Raw genomic sequence first — 21,191 nt, forward strand, 5'->3', positions numbered from 1 at the left:
CGGTCATATGTCTTCCGCGACGTTCGACGCGTTCGAGCAGTTCCCCGCGCTGGCGCCCACGACGTTCTTCCACCGCGACGCGCGTCTGGCGGAGCGCGGCGAGCGCGCGCCACCGAAGCCTCCACCCGAGCCTCCGGGGCCCCCGGCGTCGGAGCGGCCGCCACTGCGCCTCGCGCCCGAGTCGGAGCCTAACGAGCCTAACGAGCCGGAGGAGCCCGGCTTCTGGTCGAGCGTGCGCGACGCCCTGCGCGGCGCGCCGCACGACTACACGCAGGGCTCCATCGGCCGCGCGATCCTGCTGCTCGCGGTGCCGATGGTGCTCGAGATGGCCATGGAGAGCATCTTCGCCGTGTGCGACGTGTTCTTCGTCGGCCGTCTCGGCTCCGACGCGGTCGCGACCGTGGGGCTCACGGAGTCGCTGCTCACAATCGTCTACGCGCTCGCCATGGGACTCGCCATCGGTGCGACGGCGGTCGTGGCGCGGCGCATCGGCGAGAAGGATCCGGAGCGCGCGGCGGGCAGCGCGGTGCAGGCGATCATCCTCGCGCTCGCCGTGTCCATCGTGCTCGGCACGGCGGGCGTGCTGCTCGCGCCGCGGCTGCTCGCGCTCATGGGCGCGACGCCGGGGATTCTCGCGATCGGCACGTCGTACGCGCGCGTGATGCTCGGTGGCGAGGTGTCGGTGATCACGCTGTTCGTCGTCAATGCCATCTTCCGCGGCGCGGGCGACGCGGCGATCGCCATGCGCGTGCTGTGGCTCGCGAACGCGATCAACATCGGGCTCGGACCGTGCCTCATCTTCGGGCTCGGACCGTTCCCCGCGCTCGGCGTGACGGGCGCGGCGATCGCGACGACGGTCGGTCGCGGCACGGGCGCGCTGTTCGCCCTCTGGCGCCTCACGCGCCCCGACAGCCGCGTCGCGGTGTCGCGGCGGCACCTCCGGCTCGACCTCGCGGTGATGCGGCAGATCGCGACGATCGCGCGCTCCGGCGTGTACCAGTCGCTGATCGGCACGGCGAGCTGGATCGGGCTCGTGCGCATCGTATCGACGTTCGGCAGCATGGCGCTCGCGGGGTACACGATCGGCATCCGCGTCGTGCTGTTCGCGCTGCTGCCGTCGTGGGGGCTGTCGAACGCCGCGGCGACGATGGTCGGCCAGGCGCTCGGCGCGCGCGATCCCGAGCGCGCGGAGCGGGCGGTGTGGCGCACGGGCTTCTACAACCTCGCGTTCCTCGGCGCGGTCGGCGTGCTGTTCGTCGTCGCGGCCCCGTGGATCGTGGCGCTGTTCACGCACGAGCCGGAGACGCTGCGCTACGGCGCGTCGTGTCTGCGGATCGTGGCGAGCGGATTCCTGTTCTACGCGTTCGGCATGGTGCTCGTCGCCGCGTTCAACGGCGCCGGCGACACGCGCACGCCGACGCTGCTCAACCTCGCGATCTTCTGGGCGTTCGAGATCCCGCTGGCCTGGGTGCTCGCGAAGCCGTTAGGCCTCGGCCCCACGGGCGTGTACGTGTCGATCGCGGTCGCGTTCTCGGTGATGGCCGTCGTCTCGGCGGTGCTCTTCAAGCGGGGCGGGTGGAAACTGAAGACGGTGTAACTTGATGAAGCGGCGCTGATGCTTCGGCGCCGGTGAGGCGGCGCTGTACCCGCGGCGCTGATCCCACGCTTTACCCGCGCCGCGGTTCGAGCGCCGAAGTAACAGCGCCGAAGTGCGAGCGCCGCTTCATCGGCACTACCGCACCCCACTGTCCCGCAGCCTGATGATCTCGGAGACGGTGCGCGCGTCGTAGTTCCGCCGCGCCGTCTCCGCGAACGCGGGCGTCACGCCGTGGTCGCGCAGGCGGATGAGATCCTCGATGCCCAGGCCGCCCAGTCCCGCGCGCCGCATGCCGTCCACGAAGTTCACCGTCACGCCGTGGTCGCGCGCGCGTCGCAGATCCTCGGTCGACAGCCGCGGGAGCCCGAGCGCCGACAGCTCGCGCGCGAACGACGCGCTCACGCCGTGGTCGCGCAGCGTGCGCAGCTCGTCCGCATCGAGCGACCGGTAGCCGGCGTCCCTCAGCTCCCGCACGTAGCCAGGCGTCACGCCGTGGTCGCGCAGCGTCACGAGCGCGTCCGCCGTGCCGACGCGGTAGCCGAGGGCGTCGAGCTCGCGCACGTAGTCGAGCGTCACGCCGTGCGTCCCCATGCGCACGAGATCCTCCACCGCCGGCCGCGTGTAGCGCTCCGTCCGCAGCTCGTCGAGGAATGCCGTGCCGATGTCGTAGAGCGCGAGCTGGAACTGCTCCGACTCGTCGGGCCGCTCGTAGCCGCGCGTGCGCATCGCGTCGACGAAGCGCGCGTCGGGCGCGAAGGCGTAGCGCCCCACCACGTGCCGGTCGACCACGCGTCCGGTGAACTCGATCGCGCCCGCGTCGCGCACGAGGCGGAAGCGCACCGGCTCCCCGTCGGCGGAGAGCCGCCGCAGGTCGAAGCCCTGCAGCGCGCTCGCCGGGACGTCGAACGACGACGAGCCGCGCCGCCAGTCGTCGGTGTCGCTCAGCATGAGGTGCACGCGCTGCTCGTCCGCGTACGGCGGCGAGAGCTCGAAGTGGCCCGTCGGGCTGCGCTGGGCGGGCGACGGCCGCGCCGCGGCGAGTGCGGCGAGGAACGCGAGGAGGAGAGGGCGAAGGCGCATCGCGGATCCGGTGGTGAGGCGGGGATCATGTCCGGTGCAGTATGGACAGTCGCGCGCGCGGGATCGTTTGTCGACGGCGTCGATGCCGGTTGACGCCCGCCGCGACCGCGGAAAGCTTGCGCGCATGCGCTCCCACCTCATGCCGGCGACGCACGCGGCGCTCGCGACGGTCGTCGCCCTCGTCGGCGCGCGTGCCCTCACCGCCCAGCCGATGTCCTCCACTCCCGTCGCGCCAGGCCGCGCGCGTGCCCGCGACCTCGGCGTCGCGCCGGGCGTGTTCGCGCCCGGCCGTTGGAACGCCATCACCGACGTCGACGGCGTGCGCGTCGGCCACGCGACGGTGACCGAAGGCGACAGCGTGCGCACGGGCGTCACCGCGATCCTGCCGCCGGGCGACGACTGGTTTCGCGACCGCGTGCCCGCGGCCATCGTCGTCGGCAACGGCTTCGGCAAGCTGTTAGGCAGCACGCAGGTCAACGAGCTCGGCGAGCTCGAGACGCCCGTGCTCCTCACCTGCACGCTGTGCGTCTGGCGCGCCGCCGACGCGCTCGTGGACTGGCTGCTCGCCCGCCCCGGCATGGACCGCGTGCGCTCGATCAACCCCGTCGTCGCCGAGACGAACGACGGGACGCTGAACGCCGCGATCCGCTCGCGGCCCGTCCGCCCCGAGCATGTGCGCGCCGCGCTCGACGCGGCGGCGAGCGGCGCGGTGGCGGAGGGCACGGTCGGCGCCGGCGCGGGGACGATCGCGTTCGGCTGGAAGGGCGGCATCGGCACCTCATCGCGCAAGCTGCCCGCGTCGTTAGGCGGCTGGACCGTGGGCGTGCTGGTGCAGAGCAACTTCGGCGGCGTGCTGCAGGTCGCCGGCGCGCCGGTGGGGAAGGAGCTCGGCCGCCATCCGTTCGTGCGCGCCCTCGGCGACACCACGCGCGGCGGCGACGACGCGGGCGCGGACGGCTCGATCGTCATGGTCGTCGCGACGGACGCGCCGATCGGCGACCGCAACCTCAGGCGGCTCGCGTCGCGCGCGCTGCTCGGACTCGGCCGCACGGGCTCGTACGCGTCGAACGGCTCCGGCGACTACGTGATCGCGTTCTCCACCTCGCCGAAGGTGCGCCGCAACACCTCCGCTCCGCGCGTCGCCGCCGAGGAACTGCCCAACGACGGCCCCGACCTCTCTGCCGTGTTCGCCGCCGCCGCCGAGGCGACCGAGGAGGCGATCTACGACTCGATCTTCGCGGCAACCACCGTCACGTCGCGCGGCGGCACCGTCGAGGCGATCCCGCTCGATCGGGTGCGCGCCGTGCTGATGCGCCACGGCATCGCGCCGCGTTGACGTGTTCCGTTGACGTCTCGCATCGCCGCCGAGCCTTGCCAGCCCCGTGACGCCGGTGCAATGTGGCGCGGCGCAGCGCCGGTGCTCGCGCGTCATCGACCGTTAGGCTGCATCCCCGCGCCGGCCCGCACGATACGCTGCAAGAGCGGTCGTGACGTGGGTTCGTCCCCTTCCAGGAGCGGTCATGCGTCGTGCACTCCCGCCGGTCCTCGCCCTCGCTCTCGTCCTCGCTCGGCCGTCGTCGGCCCAGACGCTCAGTCAGGACATCCAGAGCCTGTTCAAGTTCGGCACCTGCGCCCAGCCGCTGTGCCTCTCGCTCAGCGGGCCGTCCAACATCCACGTCGGCCACTACATCGGCTCCTCGGTCGCGGCGAACGGCGACCTGCTCGGCTTCCTGAACGGCGCCATCGGTGCCACGCTCGGCAGCATCCCGATCAGCGCCAGCACGAGCGGCGCGACGTTCCGGTTCGTCAACGGCGCCCCGGTCAGCACCGCGACATCGGCCGGGCCGATCTTCGCCGAGCGCGCCCAGACGCTCGGACGAGGCGGGCTCCTCCTCGGCGTGAACACCACGCGCATCGGCTTCAACCGGCTGCGCGGGACGAGCCTGAAAGGGATGAGCTTCAACTTCAAGCACGCCGACGCCGGCCAGCCCGGGCTCGGCGACTTCGCGTCGGAGTACGATTACATCAACGTGAAGCCGGCGCTCACGCTCAACCTGCAGTCGACGGCGGTGTTCGCGACCTACGGCGTGAGCGACCGGTTCGACATCGGCGTCGCGGTGCCGGTCGTCTACTCGTCGCTGCGCGGCACGAGCAACGCGACCATCCTGAACTGGGCCGGCGCCCCGACCGGGCTGCACTATTTCGGCACCGATCCGGCGAACCCCCAGTTCACCGCCACCACGTCGGTGAACGGGACGCACACCGGCATCGGCGACGTCGCCCTGCGCGCGAAGGCGAACGTCGTGGAGGGCGACAAGGTCGGCTTCTCGATCATGGGCGACGGCCGCCTGCCGACCGGCGACGCGGACAACTTCACCGGCACCGGTCACCTCGCCATCCGCGCGCTCGGCATCCTCTCGGCGCGGATGGGGAACTTCTCCCCGCACGTGAACGGCGGCTACGCGTTCCGGAGTGGCGACACGCAGACCGACGCGGTGCTGCTGACGGCGGGCTTCGATCAGCTCGTGGCGCCGAAGGCCACGATCGCCGTCGATCTCATCTCGGAGCTCGAGGTCGGCAGCAGCCCGCTCACGCTCCCCGAGACCATCACGTTCGCCGGCAGCAAGCCAGGCACGCTCGCCGCGACCAACATCCCCGAGCGGACCGACAACGTCGTGAACGTCTCCGCCGGCGCGAAGTTCCAGCTCGGCCCCGCCATGCTCGTGGTGAACGGCATCCTGCCGCTCGGCAACGGCGGCATGCAGGCGCGCAGCGGCATCTTCACGTTAGGCCTCGAGCGCACGTTCCACTGACCGACGCGTCGTGACGCGCGGCCCGCCGCGCGTCACCCGTTGCACCCCGGGCTGCTGGTGCTGCCGGTCTGCTCGAGCGAGACGATGTGCCACGTGGCGCCCGCGCGGGCGAGACGCAGGCGCAGCTGCGTGACCTGCGTGCACGGCCGCCGGTTCGCGGGGTTCGGGAAGCTCACGGCCAGCGACAGCGTCGCGCCGCCGCCGTCGCCAGCGCCCGTCGGGGTGAGCTCGATGTCGGACGTCTGCGCGTCGATGTCGCGCACGGCGGAGAACAGCGCGCTCCAGTTGCGCTGCACGCTCGCCGACATGGCCGGGAACGCGCGCTGCATGTCGCTCACGCTGCGCGCGCGGATGCCGGCGGCGTAGGCGGCGATCGCGCGCTGCATCCCCGCGCGCGCCTCGGCGGCCGCGTTGGGCGACTCGCCCGCCGGTGGCGCCGCCGCCGAGGCCGCGGGCGCGGTGGGTGTTCCGGGGGGTGACCCGGCCGGCGTCGTACCCGCGTCGCGCGGCGGGTTCGCGGCCGCCTGCTGCGGGGTGGGAGCCGGCGCCGTCTCGACGGGCCGCGTCGGCGACGACTTGCTGGCGGTCGACGTGGCAGACGGAGCCGGCCGCGTCGGCGTGCGGGACGGCGTGCTCGTGGTCGGTCGGGGGCGCTGCGTCGCCGCTGCCGGCGGCAGGGCGGGAGTCTGCGGCGCGGGCGTCGGCGCGGGGGGGGCGCGACGACGGGCGCTGATTGCTGCGGCGTCGGCGCGCTGTCGGGGACCACGGGAGTGGCCGGCGTCTTCGCCGTCTGCGCCGTCGGCGCGGGTCGCTCCGCCGGCGTGGGGGCGGATCGCCGCGTGGTGGCAAACCAGGCGACGACGAGCAGCAGCACGGTCGCCGCCGCGGCGGGGACGAGAACGCGACGGCCGCTCGGCCTCGTGTCGCGTACGGCGTGAATCTCGTCGGACGCCGAGTAGGCCGGTGCCTCCGCGACCACCGGCGACGGCGCGGCCGGCGGCGAGTCGACCGGCGCGACGACCGATGGCGGCTCGATCGCCGGCTCCGGGATCGGGGCCGCGATCGGCGTCGGGTCGGACCGCGGCGTGAGCTCGCTCGTCGTCAGCGCCGGCTCGGCCAGCGCCGGTTCGGCCAGCGCCGGTTCGGCCAGCGCTGGCTCGGCCAGCGCCGGCTCGGCCGGTGGCGGCTCGGCCGGTGGCGGCTCGAACGACGACACCGGCGTCGGCTCCGGCCGGAACAGCTCCGTGATCGAGGCGGTGATGACGGCCAGATCCGCGCTCTCGCGCTGCGCCTCGCACTCCGCCGTCACCGAGGCCGTGCCGGCCGCGCGGGCCACCGCGATGCCCGTCGCCGAGACCTCCAGCACCGACGGATCGGCACTCGTCCACCGCACCGGGCGGTCGAGCGGCTCGCCTCGGCGACCGCGCGCGACGGCTCGCAGCTGGACCTGCTCTCCCACCAGCAGGGCCGTCGCCGGCACGTCCAGCTCCAGGCCGGCCACCGCCGGGCGCCGGACGTGCACCGGCATCGACGCGCCCTGCCCGTCCACCGCCGCGGAGATGGTCGCGTGGCCGACGCCGACCGCCTCGACCCGGCCGTGGTCGTCCACCGTCGCGACGCGCGGGTCGCTCGACCGCCACCGGATGGGCGCGTCGCCGACGGGCCGCCCTCTGCGGTCCAGGGCGCGCGCGCTCCACGCCGTCCGGTCGCCGAGCTCCGGATCCGATTCGGACGCCGTGATCTCGAGCGCCGCCACCGTGGCGCGGATGACCGCCAACGGCAGCTCGCTCGACAGGTCGTCCACGCTGACGCGCAGACTCGCCGTGCCGACCGCGAGCGGCTCGACGTCGCCCCCGTCCGCGACGCGCACGACGGCGGGATCGGTCGACTCGAGCGTCACCGGGACGTCGAGCGTGGCGCCGCGGCGATCGCGCACCGTGACGACGGGCCGCCAGCTCTCGCCGACACGCATCGGGCTCGGCGGCGGCTCGGTGTCGATCGTGGCGGGCCGCGCGGGCGCGACGTCGAGCGTCGCCTCGCCCAGCACCTCGCCGGCCAGGGCGCGCACGGTCACCGTGCCCGGCGCGCGGAGCGCGAGCCGCCCCGACTCGTCGACCGACGCGACGTCGACCGGATCTGACTCCCACCGCACCGTCACCTCGGGCATCGACGTGCCGTCGGTGGCAGCGACGGCGGCGGTAGCCTGGAGCGCGTCGCCGACCTCCCAGTCTCCCTCGGGGAGCGTCACGCGCACGGCGCCCGGCACCGGCGGGGGAGGCGGCGGGGGAGGGGTGGGCGCCACCAGCGGAGCGGCGCCGGCCATCTCGCCCAGCGTCTCGCGCAACGGGTCGTCCTCGGCCAGCGGGCCGCCGCCGAGCGCGGCGACGGCCTGGCCGATGGTCGGCCAGCGGTCCGCGGGATCCTTCGCCAGCATGCGCGCGACGGCCCGCGCGACCTCGGGGGGGCAGTCGGGCGCGAGGTCCTCGATCGGCGCGGGCTGCCGCCCGATGTGCGCCTGGAGCACCGAGAGGCCCGGCCCGCTGAACGGCGGACTGCCGGTGAGCATCTCGTACGCGACGATCCCGAGCGCGTACTGATCCGACGCCGCCGACACGGGCAGCCCGGCGCACTGCTCGGGGCTCATGTACGTCGGCGTCCCGATGAGCACCCCGGTCTGCGTGTGCGCGCTCGACTCGGCGACCTTCGCGATGCCGAAGTCGGTGACGATCGCGTCGCCGTTCTTGTCGATGAGGATGTTCGCCGGCTTGATGTCGCGGTGCACGACGCCGTTCCGGTGCGCGTACGAGAGCGCGCTGCCCACCTGGAACAGGATCGACCGGACGACGGCGAGCGGCAGTCGGCGCTGGTCCGCGACGATGCGGTCGAGCGCGCGACCGTCGACGAACTTCATCACGAAGAAGTGCAGGTCGTCGATGTCCCGCACCGAATGCACGGTGACGATGTTCGCGTGCGACAGGTTCGCGACCGTCACGGCTTCCTGGCGGAACCGCTCGACCATGCTGTGCCCGGTGAGCAGCGACGGCGACATCACCTTCAGCGCGACGCGGCGGTTGAGGCGCAGCTCGCGCGCGAGGTACACCGCGGCCATCCCGCCGCGTCCGATCTCGCGCTCGATGACGAACTCGCCGCGCAGCACCGCCTGCAGATGCTGGGCGACGTGCCGCCAGCTCGTCATCAGCATCAGGTCGCCGCGCTGGCCCGGCGTGTCGCCGGCCGGCGTGCTGCCACCCGGCGTGTCGGCGCCGAGGGCCGGGTCGGCGGAGCCCTCCGGCGGCGTGCCCTGACCCGTGAGAACCGGCATCGGCGTGCCGCACTGCGTGCAGAATCGGCTCTCCGCGGGCACGGACGAGCCGCACGACGCGCACTCCAGCGGCGCCGCCATGCCGCACGTGCTGCAGAAGCGCTGGCCGGGCGCGATCGTCGAACCACAGCGCGTGCATCCTACCGCCGTAGGCATGCCTGAGGTCTCGGGTTCTGATGGACCTCGGGGGCGACTCCAGGGCCCCGCTCGAGCTCCGAAGGGCCGCGCGCCGCGGACCCGTGGGCTACGGGCGCGGCGTCGCGGTTCCCGTGGGATGCTTGCACCCGGGACCCCCAAACGGCAAGTGCCGCGGGCGCCGGTCCGACTCGTCGCCGGACCGTGCGCCTGATACCCGCCTCAGCTCCGCATGATCGTCCGCGCCGGATCGACGCGGGTCGCCCGCCGCGCCGGCAGGAGCGTCGCCGCGAGGCCCGCCACGCAGAGCACCGCCGCCGCGCCGGCGAGCGCGGTCGGGTCGCTCAGGCTCACGCCGACCACCGCCGTGCGCAGCAGCCGCATGGCGGCGAACGCGAGCGCCAGGCCGACGACGATGCCGAGCAGGATCGGGCGCGCGCCCTGGAACGTGAGCAGCCGCAGCACGTCGCCGGGCGACGCGCCGAGCGCCATGCGCACCCCGATCTCCGTCGTGCGCTGGGTGACGAAGTAGCCCACCACGCCGTAGATGCCGACCATCGCGAGCACGAGCCCCGCGCCGCCGAGCAGGCCTAACAGCAGCGTGTTGAACCGCGCCTCCGCCGTCGACCCGTGCAGCAGCTCGCGCATCGGACGCACCTGGAACACCGGCACGCTGGGGTCGACGTTGCGCACCGCGGTGCGGATCGCGGCTCCGACGGCGGCGACGTGCTGGTCGTCGTCGCCCGTGGCGCGCGCCACGACCGTCATCGTGCGGCGCGTCCAGTTCCACGCGTCGGGCGGCATCTGCGCGATCGGTAGGTAGAACTCGGGCTGCACGTCGGCCGCCGGTCCGTCGGCGCGCACGTCGGCGACCACGCCCACCACCGTCTTGAAGCGCGGATCCTTCTCGTCCCCTTCGCAGCACCGGATGCGCTTGCCGATCGGATCCTGGTTCGGCCAGGCGCGCTTCGCGAGCGTCTCGCTCACGATCATCACGCGCTGCGCGCCGTCGACGTCGGCCGACGTGAAGTCGCGCCCCTTCAGCAGCGGGATGCGCATCGTCGCGAGGTAGCCGGGCACCGTGTAGCGCGACGACGACTGGATGATGTTCTCCGTCTCCAGCGTCTTCCCCTCGGGCACCAGGCCGTTCGACCCGCCGCCGCCGGCGAGCGGCGCGCGCGACACGATCGACGCCGCCTTCACGCCCGGCAGCGCGGCGAGGCGCTCGTTGATCGCCTGGTACGTCTGCTGGATGCGGACCGGATCCTTGTACTGCAGCTCCGGCAGCGCGACGCGCGCGGTGATGATGCCCGTCGGGTCGAAGCCCGGCTGCACGTGCTGCAGGTAGACGGCGCTGCGCACGAGCAGCCCCGCGCCGGCGAGCAGCGTGCACGCGAGCGCGACCTCGGCCACCACGAGCGCCTGCCGCACGTGGTCCTTCACCGTGCCCGCGCCGCGCCCACCCTCGCGCAGCGTCGACTGCACGTCCTGCTTCGACGCGCGCACCGACGGCACGAGGCCGAACACCACGCTGCTCGCGAGCGCCGTCAGCATGGCGAACGACAGCACCGCGAGGTCCACGCGCGTCTCGCCGAGCCGCGGAATGCCCTCGGGCGCCGCGGCGAGCAGCACGCGGATGCCGCCGTACGCGAGTGCGAGCCCGACGAGCGCGCTCGCCACGCCGAGCACCACGCTCTCGGTGAGCAGCTGCCGCACGATGCGCGCGCGCCGGGCGCCTAACGCCGCGCGCACGGCCAGCTCCTTCGCGCGCGCCGCGCCGCGGGCGAGCAGCAGGTTGGCCACGTTGCCGCACGCGATGAGCAGCACGAACCCCACCGCGCCTAACGTGACGAACAGCCGATCGCGGTAGTCGCCGATGATGACCTCCGACAGCGTGCGCACGCCCACCGTGCGCTCGCCGTTCGCGTTCGGGTAGCGCTCGTTGAGGTCCTTCTGGATCGCGGTGAGCTCCGCCTGCGCGCGCGAGATCGTGACGCCGGGCTTCACGAGCCCCATCACGAGGTTGTGGTGCTCGTCGTGCTGCGCCTTGCGCTCCGCCGTGAACGCCTGCGGCACCCACAGCTGCTCGCCCGACGCCGTCGGATCGAACGACGCGGGCATGACGCCGATGATGGTGTACTTGCGCCCGTTCAGCTCCACTTCCTTGCCGACGACGCCCGCGTCGGCGCCGAAGCGCGTGCGCCACAGCGCGTCCGACAGCACGACGACGGCGTCGTTCCCCGGCTCGTCCTCCTCGGGGCGGAACGTGCGGCCCAACGCGGGGCGCACGCCGAACACGTCGAAAAAGTCCTTCGTGACCTTCGTGCCGGTGAGCCGGTCGGCCGAGTTGCGGTCGGCGAGCGTGAAGCCCATGAACTGCTGCGCGGCGAGCTTCTCGAACGACTTCTGCCGCGCGTACCAGTCGACGAAGTTGCCGTCGGAGACGCTCCCCTGGTTCTGCTGCCAGTTCTCGGTCAGGAACATCACCCGCTCGGGGTGCGCGAACGGGAACGGCCGCAGCACCACGCTCCGCACGGCGCTGAAGATCGCCGTCGTCGCGCCGATGCCCAACGCGAGCGTGAGCACGGCGATCGCCGTGAACGCCGGGGTGCGGAGCAGCTGGCGGATGGCGTACGTGACGTCCTGGCGCATCTCGCCGAACCACTCGCGGCGGTCGCGCTCGCGGTCGCGCGCGTCGCCCAGCTCCACGCACTCCTCGGAGACCGCGCGCAGGTCGCCGAACGCGCGCAGCGCCTCGGCCCGCGCGGCCTCGGGCGAGCGGCCCTCGGCGATCAGCTCGCGGGTGCGCATCTCGACGTGAAAGGCCAGCTCCTCGGACACGTCCTGCGCGGCGGGGCGCCGCAGGATGGGCGCGGCGCGGCGGACGGGCTTGTCGGCGGACATCGGCGGCTCCGGGGGGCGGGGTCAGTTGGCGAGCAGGATCGGCGAGACCGCGGCGACGAAGCGCTGGAACCCCTCGACCTCGTCGGCGAGCTGCCGCCGTCCGGCCGGGGTCAGCACGTAGAACCGGGCCCGTCGCTCGAGCTCCGTGATGCCCCATTCGGCGGCGATCCATCCCTCGCGCTCGAGCCGGTAGAGCGCCGGGTACAGCGACCCCTCCTCGACGACGATCGCATCGCCGCTCGTCTCGCGCAGCCAGCGGCTGATCGCGTAGCCGTGGCGCGGCCCCCAGGTGAGGGTCTTCAGGATGAGCGCGTCGAGCGTGCCGTGCAGGCGGTCGCGTTTCGGGGGCATACCTAGAGGGCTGAGGGTCCGTAGTCGGTACGGGCACTCAGACAGCTAGGTTTCGAAAACCGTTTGCTCCCTGGAAGCGGTTCTGGAACGGCGGTTCCGGAACGGCGGTTCTGATGAAGCGGGAGGGGCTGATGCGGGCGGGGCGGAGACGGCGGGGCGGACACCGCGGGGCCGGAAAGGCGACCGGCTCGTCCTCTTTCCCCGTCGCACCAGCCCCGCCGCACCAGCCCCGCCGTACCCGCCCCGCCGTGTCAGCCCCTCCCGCCGCCCCAGAACCGCCGTGGGGGAACCGCCGTTCCAGAACCGCGGTTCGGAATCGCGGTGTCAGACCTGCGCCGGCATCCCCATCGCGTGGTACCCCTTGTCCACGTACACCGTGGACCCGGTGATCCCGCTCGCCAGGTCCGAGGCGAGGAACGCCGCCGCCGTGGCGATCTCCGTGGGCTGAACCGGCTCGGGGAGCGGGGTGTTCTGGGCGCAGTAGTCGACCATGCGCTCGATGATCCCGATCGCGCTCGCCGCGCGGCTGGCGAGCGGTCCGGCGGAGATGGTGTTCACGCGCACGCCGAACTTGCGCCCCGCCTCGAACGCGAGCAGCCGCGTGTCGCTCTCCAGCGCCGCCTTCGCCGAGGACATCCCGCCCCCGTAGCCGGGGATCACCCGCTCGCTCGCCATGTACGTGAGCGAGCAGAACGACCCGCGCGGGCGCATGAGCGGGCCGAGTCGCTGCACCATCGCGACGAGCGAGTACGCGCTCACGCTCACCGCCGCGAGGTAGCCGGCGCGGCTCGTCTCGAGGAGCGGCTTCTTCACCTCGGGGCCGTTCGCGAGCGAGTGCACCACGATGTCGAGCGGCCGCTCGCCGAAGTCGGCGACGAGCCGCTCCGCCATCCCGACGATGGAGAAGTCGCCGGTCTCGGTGTAACGCTTGTTCGACCGGATGTCCTCGGGCGCCTCGGCCAGCGTGTCGAACGCCGCATCCAATGGATAGATGCGCTCGAACTCGAGCATCCCGCCGCTCGCGAGCCGGCGCGAGTCGTCCATCTTCCCGCGCTCGAGCAGGTTCAGGAAGATCTTCAGCGCCGGCGGCCACGTCGCGACCGACACCGTGGCCCCCGCCTCGGCGAGCGCCTTCGCGATCGCGAACCCGTACCCTGCATCGTCCGCCACGCCGGCGACGAGCGCGCGCTTGCCACTGAGATCGATGTTGAGCATGGCCGGAAACCTAAAGGGCAGGAGGGCAGGAGCGCAGGAGGGCACGAGAGCGACTGGCTCTCGTGCCCTCCTGCGCTCCTGCCCTCCTGCCCTTACTTCACCGTGCCCCTGATCTCCGGCTTCAGCGTGAGCCCGTTCTTCATGTTCGGCCCCTTCATCTGGAAGGAGCTGCCGAGGTCGAAGTCGACGAGCAGCGTCTGCGTGGAGTCCTTGCCGACGGTGAGCGGGCGGTTCAACTGGATCTTGATGCCGGACCGATCGGCGCTCGGGAATTTAATCCCCGGATTCGACGTCGACGTGAGCACGGTGCCGTCCTTCAGCGTCACGCTCGACTGCTTCGCGTCGAGGATGAGGCGGAAGCTGCGCCAGGTTCCGGCGGTGAGCGCCTTCTCGCCGAGCGTCGCGGCCTTGCCGTCGCGCAGCGCGAGCAGGTCGATCTTCGCGTTCGGCTCGGCGAGCGTCTTCCAGCCACCGTGGTCGTCGCTTCCCTCGTCCTTCACGTCGTCGGTGTGCGAGTCGGCATCGGCCGAATCGGCGTCCGCCTGCTTGCCGTCGATGCGGACGATGAACAGGTCGGCACTCTTCAATGAATCGACCGGGAACGGTGCGTCGGTGAGCTGCACGACGACCCGGCCGCTGCTGGCGCCGAGCGCGCTCGTGGTGAGCGCGTCGTCGGCGCACGAGGTGGAGACGACGGCGACGGTGGCGACCACGGTCGTGGCCAGGCAACGACGGAGCATCTGCGTCATGGACATCCTCTGCGTGAGTGGAGGGATGAGACTCCCACGGCTGTGGACGCTTGCCCCCACATCGACGTCCCAGGCTGCCGGTGACCTGGGTCACCCGGACGCCACTTTCGGGGAACTGACGGGTGCCTCAGGGTTAATACCCAGGCTCCCCGGACCGCCGCCTTTCGCGAGTCCCCCGGATGCTCGATACTCAACATTGTCGCCGCCGAGGGGCCCCTGCCTCTCGGGTGTTGACGCATCTAGACGGCATCCAGACGGTCGCCCTCGCCCATCCATGCGCATCCGCCCGCTCCTCTCCTTCCGTACGGGTCCCGCAGTCTCCGTCTCCCTCGTCGCTGCTGCCATGCTGGCCGCATGCGGTGGTGGAGGTGACGGGACGACCGCGACCAAGGCCCCCGAGCTCGCGAGCATCGCCATCGTGCAGCGGCTCGACACGCTGTCCGAGCTCGAGTCGCGGACGCTGACCCTGTCCGGGCTCGACACGAAGGGCCAGCCCATGACCGTCAAGAGCGCCACCTGGACGTCGAGCGACACGACCGTCGCGGTCGTGTCCACGGCCGGCGAGGTCACCGGCGTGCGCCCCGGCAGCGCGACGATCACCGCGGCGAGCGGCGCGGCGTCGGCCTCGCTGCCGATCCGCATCGTCTCCGTGCCGGTGCGCGACGTCAGCGTCCGCCTCGTCGGCGGCGTGGCCAGCGACACGCTCGTCGTCGGCACGTCGGCGCAGCTCGTCGCGGAAGCGCGCGACATCGCCGGCCGCGTGCTGCTCGGCCGGCAGGTCTCCGTGTCGCTGGCCGACCCGACGAAGGCGACGCTCGACGCGGGCAAGCTCTCCGGGCTCGCCGTGGGACTCGTCGACGTCGTGGCGAAGAGCGACTCGATCCAGCGCCGCCGCACGATCGTGGTGCGGCCGACGTTCGCGGCGAAGATCGCGCTCCGTCTGCTCGACCCGAAGAAGCTCGGCGACACGACGTGGGCGGGGCTGAAGGACAGCGCGCTCGTGACGTTCACCGACTCGGCGGGGCAGGCGCTCGCGTCGTCGCCGTTCCGCCCGATCTCGTACTCGAGCGACAACCCGGCCGTCGTGCAGGTGGACCCGTACGGCAAGGTGCAGTTCCTCGGCGCCGGCACGGCGACCATCCGGGCGAGCGGCGAGCGGCTCGTCGCGGCGAAGCAGATCGTCGCGGTGCGCGCGCCGGTCACCGCGGTCATCGCAGCGCCGGACACGGTGCGCGTGCTGCCGGGCGAGACGAGCACGCTGCGCCCGATCCTCGTCGACGGCGGCGGGCTCCGCACGACGTCGCTCGCCGGGCACACGCTCAGCTACACGTCGCTTGCGCCGTCGGTCGCGACGGTGAACGCGAACGGCGAGGTGAAGGGCGTGTCGGTCGGCGCGGCGCAGGTGCAGATCACGTCCGACCGCGGCAAGGCCCTAGTGCCGGTGAAGGTGCTCGGCGCGCCGAAGAACGGGGCGTTCCACATCACCATCAAGTACCTCGGCCCCACGCCGGCGCAGGAGGTCCAGGACGCGTTCGCGGCGGCGAAGGCGCGGTGGGAGCGGATCATCCGCGAGTCCACGGACACGCTCGTGTTCTCGTGGCGCGACGGCGACTGCGACGACGACGTGAAGGCGCACACCGACACGATCCCCGACGTGATGATCCTCGCGCGGATCGACTCCATCGACGGGCCGTCGAACATCCTCGGCCAGGCCGGCCCGTGCCTCCTGAAGGTGATGGACAACGGGCGGCGCATGTCGTCGGTCGGCGTGATGCAGTTCGACAGCTCGGACATGCGGCTGATGATCACGCAGAACAAGCTCGTGAACGTGATCACCCACGAGATGGGGCACGTGCTCGGCTTCGGGACGCTGTGGGCGTCGCGGTACAACAACGGGGTCGCGCTGTCGCAGTCGGGCTTCACGTACTCCGGCGCGGGCGCCGTGAGCGCGTCGGCGGGGATGGGCTTCACGAACTTCACGATCGGCGCGACCGGCGACCCGACGCTCGACCGCGCGCTGCTCGAGGACACCGGCGGCCCCGGCACCGCGGGAAGCCACTGGCGACGGTCGGTCTACGGCAACGAGTTGATGAACGGCTTCGCCGGCTCCGGCGCGCAGCCGCTGTCGCTGCTCACGCTGATGGCGATCTCGGACCTCGGCTATGAGGTGAACACGGGTGCCGCGGAGCCGTGGGGATCGTTCATCATCTCGACGAACGTGACGACCGCGTCGTCGGCGCTGGCGAACGTGTTAGGCTACGGGTCCATCCGGCTCGAGGAGCGGCAGTTCGTTCCGGAGCTCGAGGTGAGCCGGCGCGGCACGTCGCGGCGGCAGCTCAGCGCCTCCGGCTCGCAGCGGATGCAGTGACGTACGCGCCGCGGTCTTCGCGGCAGACGGCGTGAACATTGCGGCGACCGTGACCCAGAGAGAGGGTCACGGTCGCCGTTCTTCTTCACGACGCACGGAGCGCATCATGCAACGCACCAGAGTCGTCGCGACGCTGCTCGGTCTCGCGTTCGCCGTTCTGCCGCTCGCGTACGTTGGCGCACAGACGTCCACGGGCACGGTCCGCGGCTACGTGCGCACCGCCGCCGGCGCGCCGGTGCCCGAGGTACAGGTCACGGCGCGACAGGTGGAGACGAACCAGCTCCGCGGCACGCTCACCAACGCCGCCGGCGCGTACACCCTTGGCGGGTTGCGCCCCGGCGCCTACGAGCTCACCGCGCGCCGCGTCGGCTACACGCCGCAGGTGCGCGCCGTGCGCGTGCTCGTTGGCCAGACGCAGGACATCGACCTCGCGCTCGGCGAGGTGGCGACGCAGCTCACCGCCGTGCAGGTGACGGCCACCGCGCCCGCCGCCGAGCGGAAGACGTCCGAGGTCGCGACGAACGTGACGCAGCAGCAGATCAACGATCTGCCGACGCCCAGCCGCAACTTCCTCGACCTCGCCGCGCTCGCGCCCGGCGTCACGGTCGCCCCCGACCGCGTGGACGGCGCGGGCAAGACGTTCCAGGCGGGCGCGCTGCCCGCGCAGAACATCAACGTCTTCATCGACGGCGCGAGCTACAAGAACGACATCATCAACGGCGGCGTCGCGGGACAGGATGCGAGCCGGGGCAATCCGTTCCCGCGCAACGCGGTGCAGGAGTTCCGCATCACGACGGCGAACTTCAAGGCGGAGTACCAGAAGGCGTCGAGCGCGATCATCACCGCGGTCACGAAGAGCGGCACGAACACGTGGAGCGGGAACGCGTTCGTGAACGTGCAGAACCAGAGCTTCGTGGCGCTCGACACGTTCTCTCGCGCCGCCCGCGCGACGGCGCAGAAGGCGGGGACGTACACGCGGCCCGACTACTCGCGCTACTTGCTCGGGCTGAGCGCGGGCGGGCCGATCGTCGAGGACAAGCTGTTCTTCTTCGGCTCGTACGAGGGGAACATCCAGAACCGGCAGGGGCGATTCCGCGCGCAGGGGAACGCCGCGCAGCTGCCGGCGAGCGTGACCGCGCTGAACGGACAGACCAACACGTCGCCGTTCCGCTCCCACCTCGGCTTCGCGAAGCTCACCTACAGCCCGTCGCAGCAGCAGCAGTGGGAGTTCACCGGCGATCTGCGCGCCGAGACGGACAAGCGTCGATTCGGCGGGCAGTTCGGTGAGGTGCAGCGCGCCTACTCGGCGGGGGAGAACTTCAAGAACACCGTCGCCACCGGGCGGGTGAAGCAGTCGCTCTACGGCTCCGAGCACGTGAACGAGGCGCAGCTCAGCTACCAGCTGTACCGCTACAACCCCGACCCGCTCGACTTCACCACCGTCGGTCTGGCGTACGACGGCGGCAACCGGCTCGGCGGGGCCGACACGCGGCAGGATCTGCGGCAGGGGCGCCTCTCGCTGCGCGACGACTTCACGTACACGGGCTTCAAGTCCGGCGGCTCGCACGCGTTCAAGTTCGGCGGGAACGTCGATCGGGTGACGTACGACATCAACAAGCAGCTGAACGAGAACCCCGTGTTCACGTTCAGCGCGTCGAACAACAACGCATTCCCGGTGCGTGCGCTGATCGGCGCGGGCGACCCGCGGCTGAAGACGAACAACGCGCAGCTCGGCCTCTACGCGCAGGACGACTGGTCGCCGACGCCGCGACTCACGCTCAACGTCGGCGTGCGCTGGGACTACGAGACGAAGATGTTCAACACCGACTACGTCACGCCGCAGCCGGTGCGCGACTCGCTGTTCGCCTACCGCGACTCGCTGCCGCTGAAGTTCGACGTGTCGCGCTACGTGACTGGCGGCAGCGACCGGAAGAACTTCTACGGCGCCGTGCAGCCGCGCTTCGGCCTCTCGTATGCCGTCGACAAGAGCCAGCGCACGATCCTGTTCGGCGGCGTCGGCGTGTTCTACGACCGGCAGACGTTCAACTCGCTGATCGACGAGACGTTCACCCGGCAGCACCCCAATTACGAGTTCCAGTTCGCGGCGACGGCGAACCCCGCGCAGCACGTGCTGGCGTGGGACCAGAAGTACTTCAGCCGCGCCGGGTTGCTCTCCGCGCTGCAGAGCGGCAACGCGCCCCCCACCGAGGTGTTCCTCCTCCCCAACGACCTCAAGCCGCCGCGCTCCAACCAGTTCAACGTGGGCGTGCGGCACGACTTCGGGAGCGTGAACGCGGCGCTGACGTACACCGGCACGCGCAGCTACAACGGGCTGTCGTTCGAGTGGGCCAACTTCGGGTTGAACCCCGACGGGGGCTGCTGCACCAACAAGAACATCCCGGCGTACCGCAACGTGCTCGTGGCCAACAACACCGTGCACTCGTGGTACAACGCGCTGTTCGTGCAGGTGGACCGTCCGTACCGTCGCATCGAGCGGGGGTACGGGTGGGGCGCCGGTCTCGCGTACACGCTGGCGAAGGCGGAGAGCGAGGGAGTGGACCTGTTCAGCTTCCCGCGGCTGTCGGCGTTCGGCTTCGGGCGCCACGAGATCCCGGGCAGCGAGCGGCACCACGTCGTGATGAACGGCCTCGTCGACGTGCCGTGGGCGTGGGGGATCCAGGCGAGCACGCTCATCACGCTCGGCAGCGGCGGTCGGTTCGCGGCGCAGGACTTCTCGGGGCCGCAGCCGGTGTTCAATCGCGGTGGTGCGGAGCCGGAGAAGTTCGGCTTCCTCATCCCGAACGCGTTCGCCTACCGCAACGTCGACCTCCGCCTGCGCAAGGACCTGATCAGCCGTGGCCAGCGCGTGGGGATCACGGCGGATCTGTTCAACGCGTTCAACTACGACAATTTCGGCTGCTTCAACGACACGGCGTTCACGAACGACAACGGCGCGCGGAAGGCGAATCCGGACTTCGGTAAGCCCGGCTGCGTGATCGCCGACGGCCGCCGGCTGCAGCTGGGCGCCCAGGTCGACTTCTGATGCGCGGCCACGGGCCGAGGTGGCGTGCGGCGCCGCGCCTCGCGCTCGTCGCCGTCGCCCTCGCTGGATGCGCGCCGACGGTTCCGCCGACGGCGGCGCCACCGTCGGCGACATCGTCGGCACCCGCGTACGTGCCTAACGCGACCGAGTCGTCGTTCCTCGACACGCTGTCGCGGCGGACGTTCGACTGGTTCTGGGAGACGACGAACCCGCGCAACGGGCTCACCCCGGATCGCTGGCCGACGAAGTCGTTCTCCAGCGTCGCCGCGGTGGGGTTCGCGCTCACCGCGTACACCATCGGCGTGGAGCGCGGGTGGGTGACGCGCGAGGCGGCCCGCGACCGCGCGCTCACCACGCTGCGATTCTTCTGGACCGCGCCGCAGGGGGACGCGCCGACGGGTGTCACGGGATACCGCGGCTTCTTCTACCACTTCCTCGACATGGAGACCGGCCTGCGCTTCCAGCGCGTCGAGCTCTCCACGATCGACACGGCGCTGCTGCTCGGCGGCGTCCTCGTGTGCCGCGAATACTTCGACCGCGGCGACGCGGCCGAGTCGGAGGTGCGCGCGCTCGCGGACTCGATCTACCAGCGCGTGGACTGGCGGTGGGCGGAGAACGGGCGCCCGCTCGTGAGCATGGGGTGGCATCCGGAGCCGGGGCTCGGCGATCACGACGCGCAGGGCTTCATCCGGACGAACTGGTTCGGCTACACGGAGGCGATGCTGCTCTACGCACTCGCGTTCGGCTCGCCGACGCATCCCGTGGATCCGAGCGCGTGGACCGCGTGGACCGCGACGTACAGGTGGGACACGTTCCACGGCCAGGAGTTCGTGCAGTTCGCGCCGCTGTTCGGCCACCAGTACTCGCAGCTGTTCATCGATTTCCGCGGCATCCGCGACGCGTACATGCGCGGCAAGGGCATCGACTACTTCGAGAACTCGCGGCGCGCGGCACTGTCGCAGCGTGCCTACGCGATCGCGAACCCGAACGGCTGGCGCGACTACTCGGCCGACGTGTGGGGGCTCACGGCGAGCGACGGGCCACTCGACTCGACGTTCATGCTCGACGGCCGCACGCGCACGTTCCACACGTACTGGGCGCGCGGCGCGGGCGCCGACGAGATCAACGACGACGGCACGATCGCGCCGACGGCGATCGGCGGCGCGGTGCCGTTCGCGCCGGAGGTCACCATCCCGTCGCTGCTCGCGATGCGCCGCCGCTACGGCGACGACGTGTTCGGCCGCTATGGCTTCGTCGACGCGTTCAACCCGACGCTGCGCGAGCCGGGGCCGCGCTTCACGCAGGGGCGGCTCGTACCCGGCAAGGGGTGGGTCGACGTCGACCACCTCGGCATCGACCAGGGGCCGATCCTCGCGATGGTGGAGAACTGGCGCTCCGATTTCGTGTGGCGGCTGATGCGGAAGGACCCGTACATCGTGCGCGGGCTCTGTCGGGCGGGATTCACCGGCGGCTGGCTGGCGGGCCGGTGTTGAGCGCGCTCGACATGGCTCCACGTACGAGTTTCCATAGGACTGAAGAAGGACTGAAGGAGGACAGTCCCTCTTCAGTCCTCCTTCAGTCCTGCAAGGACACGTACGTGGAGCCGCGCCCGCC

13 protein-coding genes are annotated in these 21,191 nt (G+C 71.8%); 6 read left to right on the plus strand and 7 right to left on the minus strand.

Going from position 1 to position 21,191, the window contains the following annotated elements:
• Positions 1-7 precede the first annotated feature (7 nt).
• Entirely contained in the window at positions 8-1,597 is a 1,590-nt protein-coding gene (locus tag J421_RS08270) for an MATE family efflux transporter (RefSeq protein ID WP_025410709.1), read from the plus strand.
• Between the two features lie 135 nt (positions 1,598-1,732).
• Here J421_RS08270 and J421_RS08275 read toward each other — a convergent pair whose 3' ends face one another.
• Positions 1,733-2,677 carry a hypothetical protein gene (locus J421_RS08275; protein WP_025410710.1) on the minus strand — a complete coding sequence of 315 codons (945 nt, stop codon included), beginning with the start codon at positions 2,675-2,677 and terminating at the stop codon, positions 1,733-1,735.
• 124 nt (positions 2,678-2,801) lie between these two features.
• Between J421_RS08275 and J421_RS08280 the strand changes: the two genes are divergently transcribed.
• Together J421_RS08280 and J421_RS08285 are read left to right on the plus strand one after the other, a co-directional pair.
• The gene (locus J421_RS08280) at positions 2,802-4,013 is read left to right on the plus strand and encodes a P1 family peptidase (protein WP_025410711.1); all 1,212 of its coding nucleotides are present in this window, start codon (positions 2,802-2,804) and stop codon (positions 4,011-4,013) included.
• Positions 4,014-4,197: 184 nt separating this feature from the next.
• Positions 4,198-5,490, plus strand: a complete 1,293-nt coding sequence (locus tag J421_RS08285; protein ID WP_025410712.1) for a hypothetical protein — start codon at positions 4,198-4,200, stop codon at positions 5,488-5,490.
• Between the two features lie 32 nt (positions 5,491-5,522).
• Here J421_RS08285 and J421_RS08290 read toward each other — a convergent pair whose 3' ends face one another.
• From J421_RS08290 to J421_RS32040, 6 genes are all read right to left on the minus strand, one after another.
• A complete protein-coding gene (locus J421_RS08290; protein WP_025410713.1) occupies positions 5,523-5,876 on the minus strand; it encodes a hypothetical protein in 354 nt (117 codons plus the stop codon).
• On the minus strand, positions 5,825-8,968 hold the full coding sequence (locus J421_RS08295) for a serine/threonine-protein kinase (RefSeq protein WP_104022396.1): 3,144 nt from the start codon (positions 8,966-8,968) through the stop codon (positions 5,825-5,827). Before J421_RS08295 ends, J421_RS08290 begins: the two co-directional genes overlap by 52 nt.
• A 201-nt stretch (positions 8,969-9,169) precedes the next feature.
• Complete coding sequence (locus J421_RS08300; protein ID WP_025410715.1) at positions 9,170-11,851, minus strand: ABC transporter permease; 2,682 nt, start codon at positions 11,849-11,851, stop codon at positions 9,170-9,172.
• A gap of 21 nt (positions 11,852-11,872) precedes the next feature.
• Positions 11,873-12,202, minus strand: a complete 330-nt coding sequence (locus J421_RS08305) for a PadR family transcriptional regulator (protein ID WP_025410716.1) — start codon at positions 12,200-12,202, stop codon at positions 11,873-11,875.
• Positions 12,203-12,526: 324 nt separating this feature from the next.
• Positions 12,527-13,417, minus strand: a complete 891-nt coding sequence (locus J421_RS08310) for an enoyl-[acyl-carrier-protein] reductase (RefSeq protein ID WP_104022397.1) — start codon at positions 13,415-13,417, stop codon at positions 12,527-12,529.
• A 92-nt stretch (positions 13,418-13,509) separates the two neighbouring features.
• Positions 13,510-14,166, minus strand: a complete 657-nt coding sequence (locus J421_RS32040; protein ID WP_158508694.1) for a DUF4382 domain-containing protein — start codon at positions 14,164-14,166, stop codon at positions 13,510-13,512.
• Between the two features lie 343 nt (positions 14,167-14,509).
• Between J421_RS32040 and J421_RS08315 the strand changes: the two genes are divergently transcribed.
• From J421_RS08315 to J421_RS08325, 3 genes are all read left to right on the plus strand, one after another.
• Positions 14,510-16,534: an Ig-like domain-containing protein gene (locus J421_RS08315; protein WP_025410718.1), complete on the plus strand. Its 2,025-nt coding sequence runs from the start codon at positions 14,510-14,512 to the stop codon at positions 16,532-16,534.
• Between the two features lie 106 nt (positions 16,535-16,640).
• On the plus strand, positions 16,641-19,577 hold the full coding sequence (locus J421_RS08320) for a TonB-dependent receptor (protein ID WP_025410719.1): 2,937 nt from the start codon (positions 16,641-16,643) through the stop codon (positions 19,575-19,577).
• A complete protein-coding gene (locus tag J421_RS08325) occupies positions 19,577-21,070 on the plus strand; it encodes a glucoamylase family protein (RefSeq protein ID WP_025410720.1) in 1,494 nt (497 codons plus the stop codon). The genes J421_RS08320 and J421_RS08325 overlap by 1 nt, the downstream gene beginning before the upstream one ends.
• Positions 21,071-21,191 lie beyond the last annotated feature (121 nt).

Source organism: Gemmatirosa kalamazoonensis, assembly GCF_000522985.1.
In the GTDB taxonomy this organism is placed as follows: domain Bacteria; phylum Gemmatimonadota; class Gemmatimonadetes; order Gemmatimonadales; family Gemmatimonadaceae; genus Gemmatirosa; species Gemmatirosa kalamazoonensis.

Excerpts from the sequence above, each read along its gene's own strand:
- J421_RS08270 (WP_025410709.1), top strand. The coding sequence starts at position 8 with ATGTCTTCCGCGACGTTCGACGCGTTCGAGCAGTTCCCCGCGCTGGCG.
- J421_RS08275 (WP_025410710.1), bottom strand. The coding sequence starts at position 2,677 with ATGCGCCTTCGCCCTCTCCTCCTCGCGTTCCTCGCCGCACTCGCCGCG.
- J421_RS08280 (WP_025410711.1), top strand. The coding sequence starts at position 2,802 with ATGCGCTCCCACCTCATGCCGGCGACGCACGCGGCGCTCGCGACGGTC.
- J421_RS08285 (WP_025410712.1), top strand. The coding sequence starts at position 4,198 with ATGCGTCGTGCACTCCCGCCGGTCCTCGCCCTCGCTCTCGTCCTCGCT.
- J421_RS08290 (WP_025410713.1), bottom strand. The coding sequence starts at position 5,876 with ATGCAGCGCGCGATCGCCGCCTACGCCGCCGGCATCCGCGCGCGCAGC.
- J421_RS08295 (WP_104022396.1), bottom strand. The coding sequence starts at position 8,968 with ATGCCTACGGCGGTAGGATGCACGCGCTGTGGTTCGACGATCGCGCCC.
- J421_RS08300 (WP_025410715.1), bottom strand. The coding sequence starts at position 11,851 with ATGTCCGCCGACAAGCCCGTCCGCCGCGCCGCGCCCATCCTGCGGCGC.
- J421_RS08305 (WP_025410716.1), bottom strand. The coding sequence starts at position 12,202 with ATGCCCCCGAAACGCGACCGCCTGCACGGCACGCTCGACGCGCTCATC.
- J421_RS08310 (WP_104022397.1), bottom strand. The coding sequence starts at position 13,417 with ATGCTCAACATCGATCTCAGTGGCAAGCGCGCGCTCGTCGCCGGCGTG.
- J421_RS32040 (WP_158508694.1), bottom strand. The coding sequence starts at position 14,166 with ATGACGCAGATGCTCCGTCGTTGCCTGGCCACGACCGTGGTCGCCACC.
- J421_RS08315 (WP_025410718.1), top strand. The coding sequence starts at position 14,510 with ATGCTGGCCGCATGCGGTGGTGGAGGTGACGGGACGACCGCGACCAAG.
- J421_RS08320 (WP_025410719.1), top strand. The coding sequence starts at position 16,641 with ATGCAACGCACCAGAGTCGTCGCGACGCTGCTCGGTCTCGCGTTCGCC.
- J421_RS08325 (WP_025410720.1), top strand. The coding sequence starts at position 19,577 with ATGCGCGGCCACGGGCCGAGGTGGCGTGCGGCGCCGCGCCTCGCGCTC.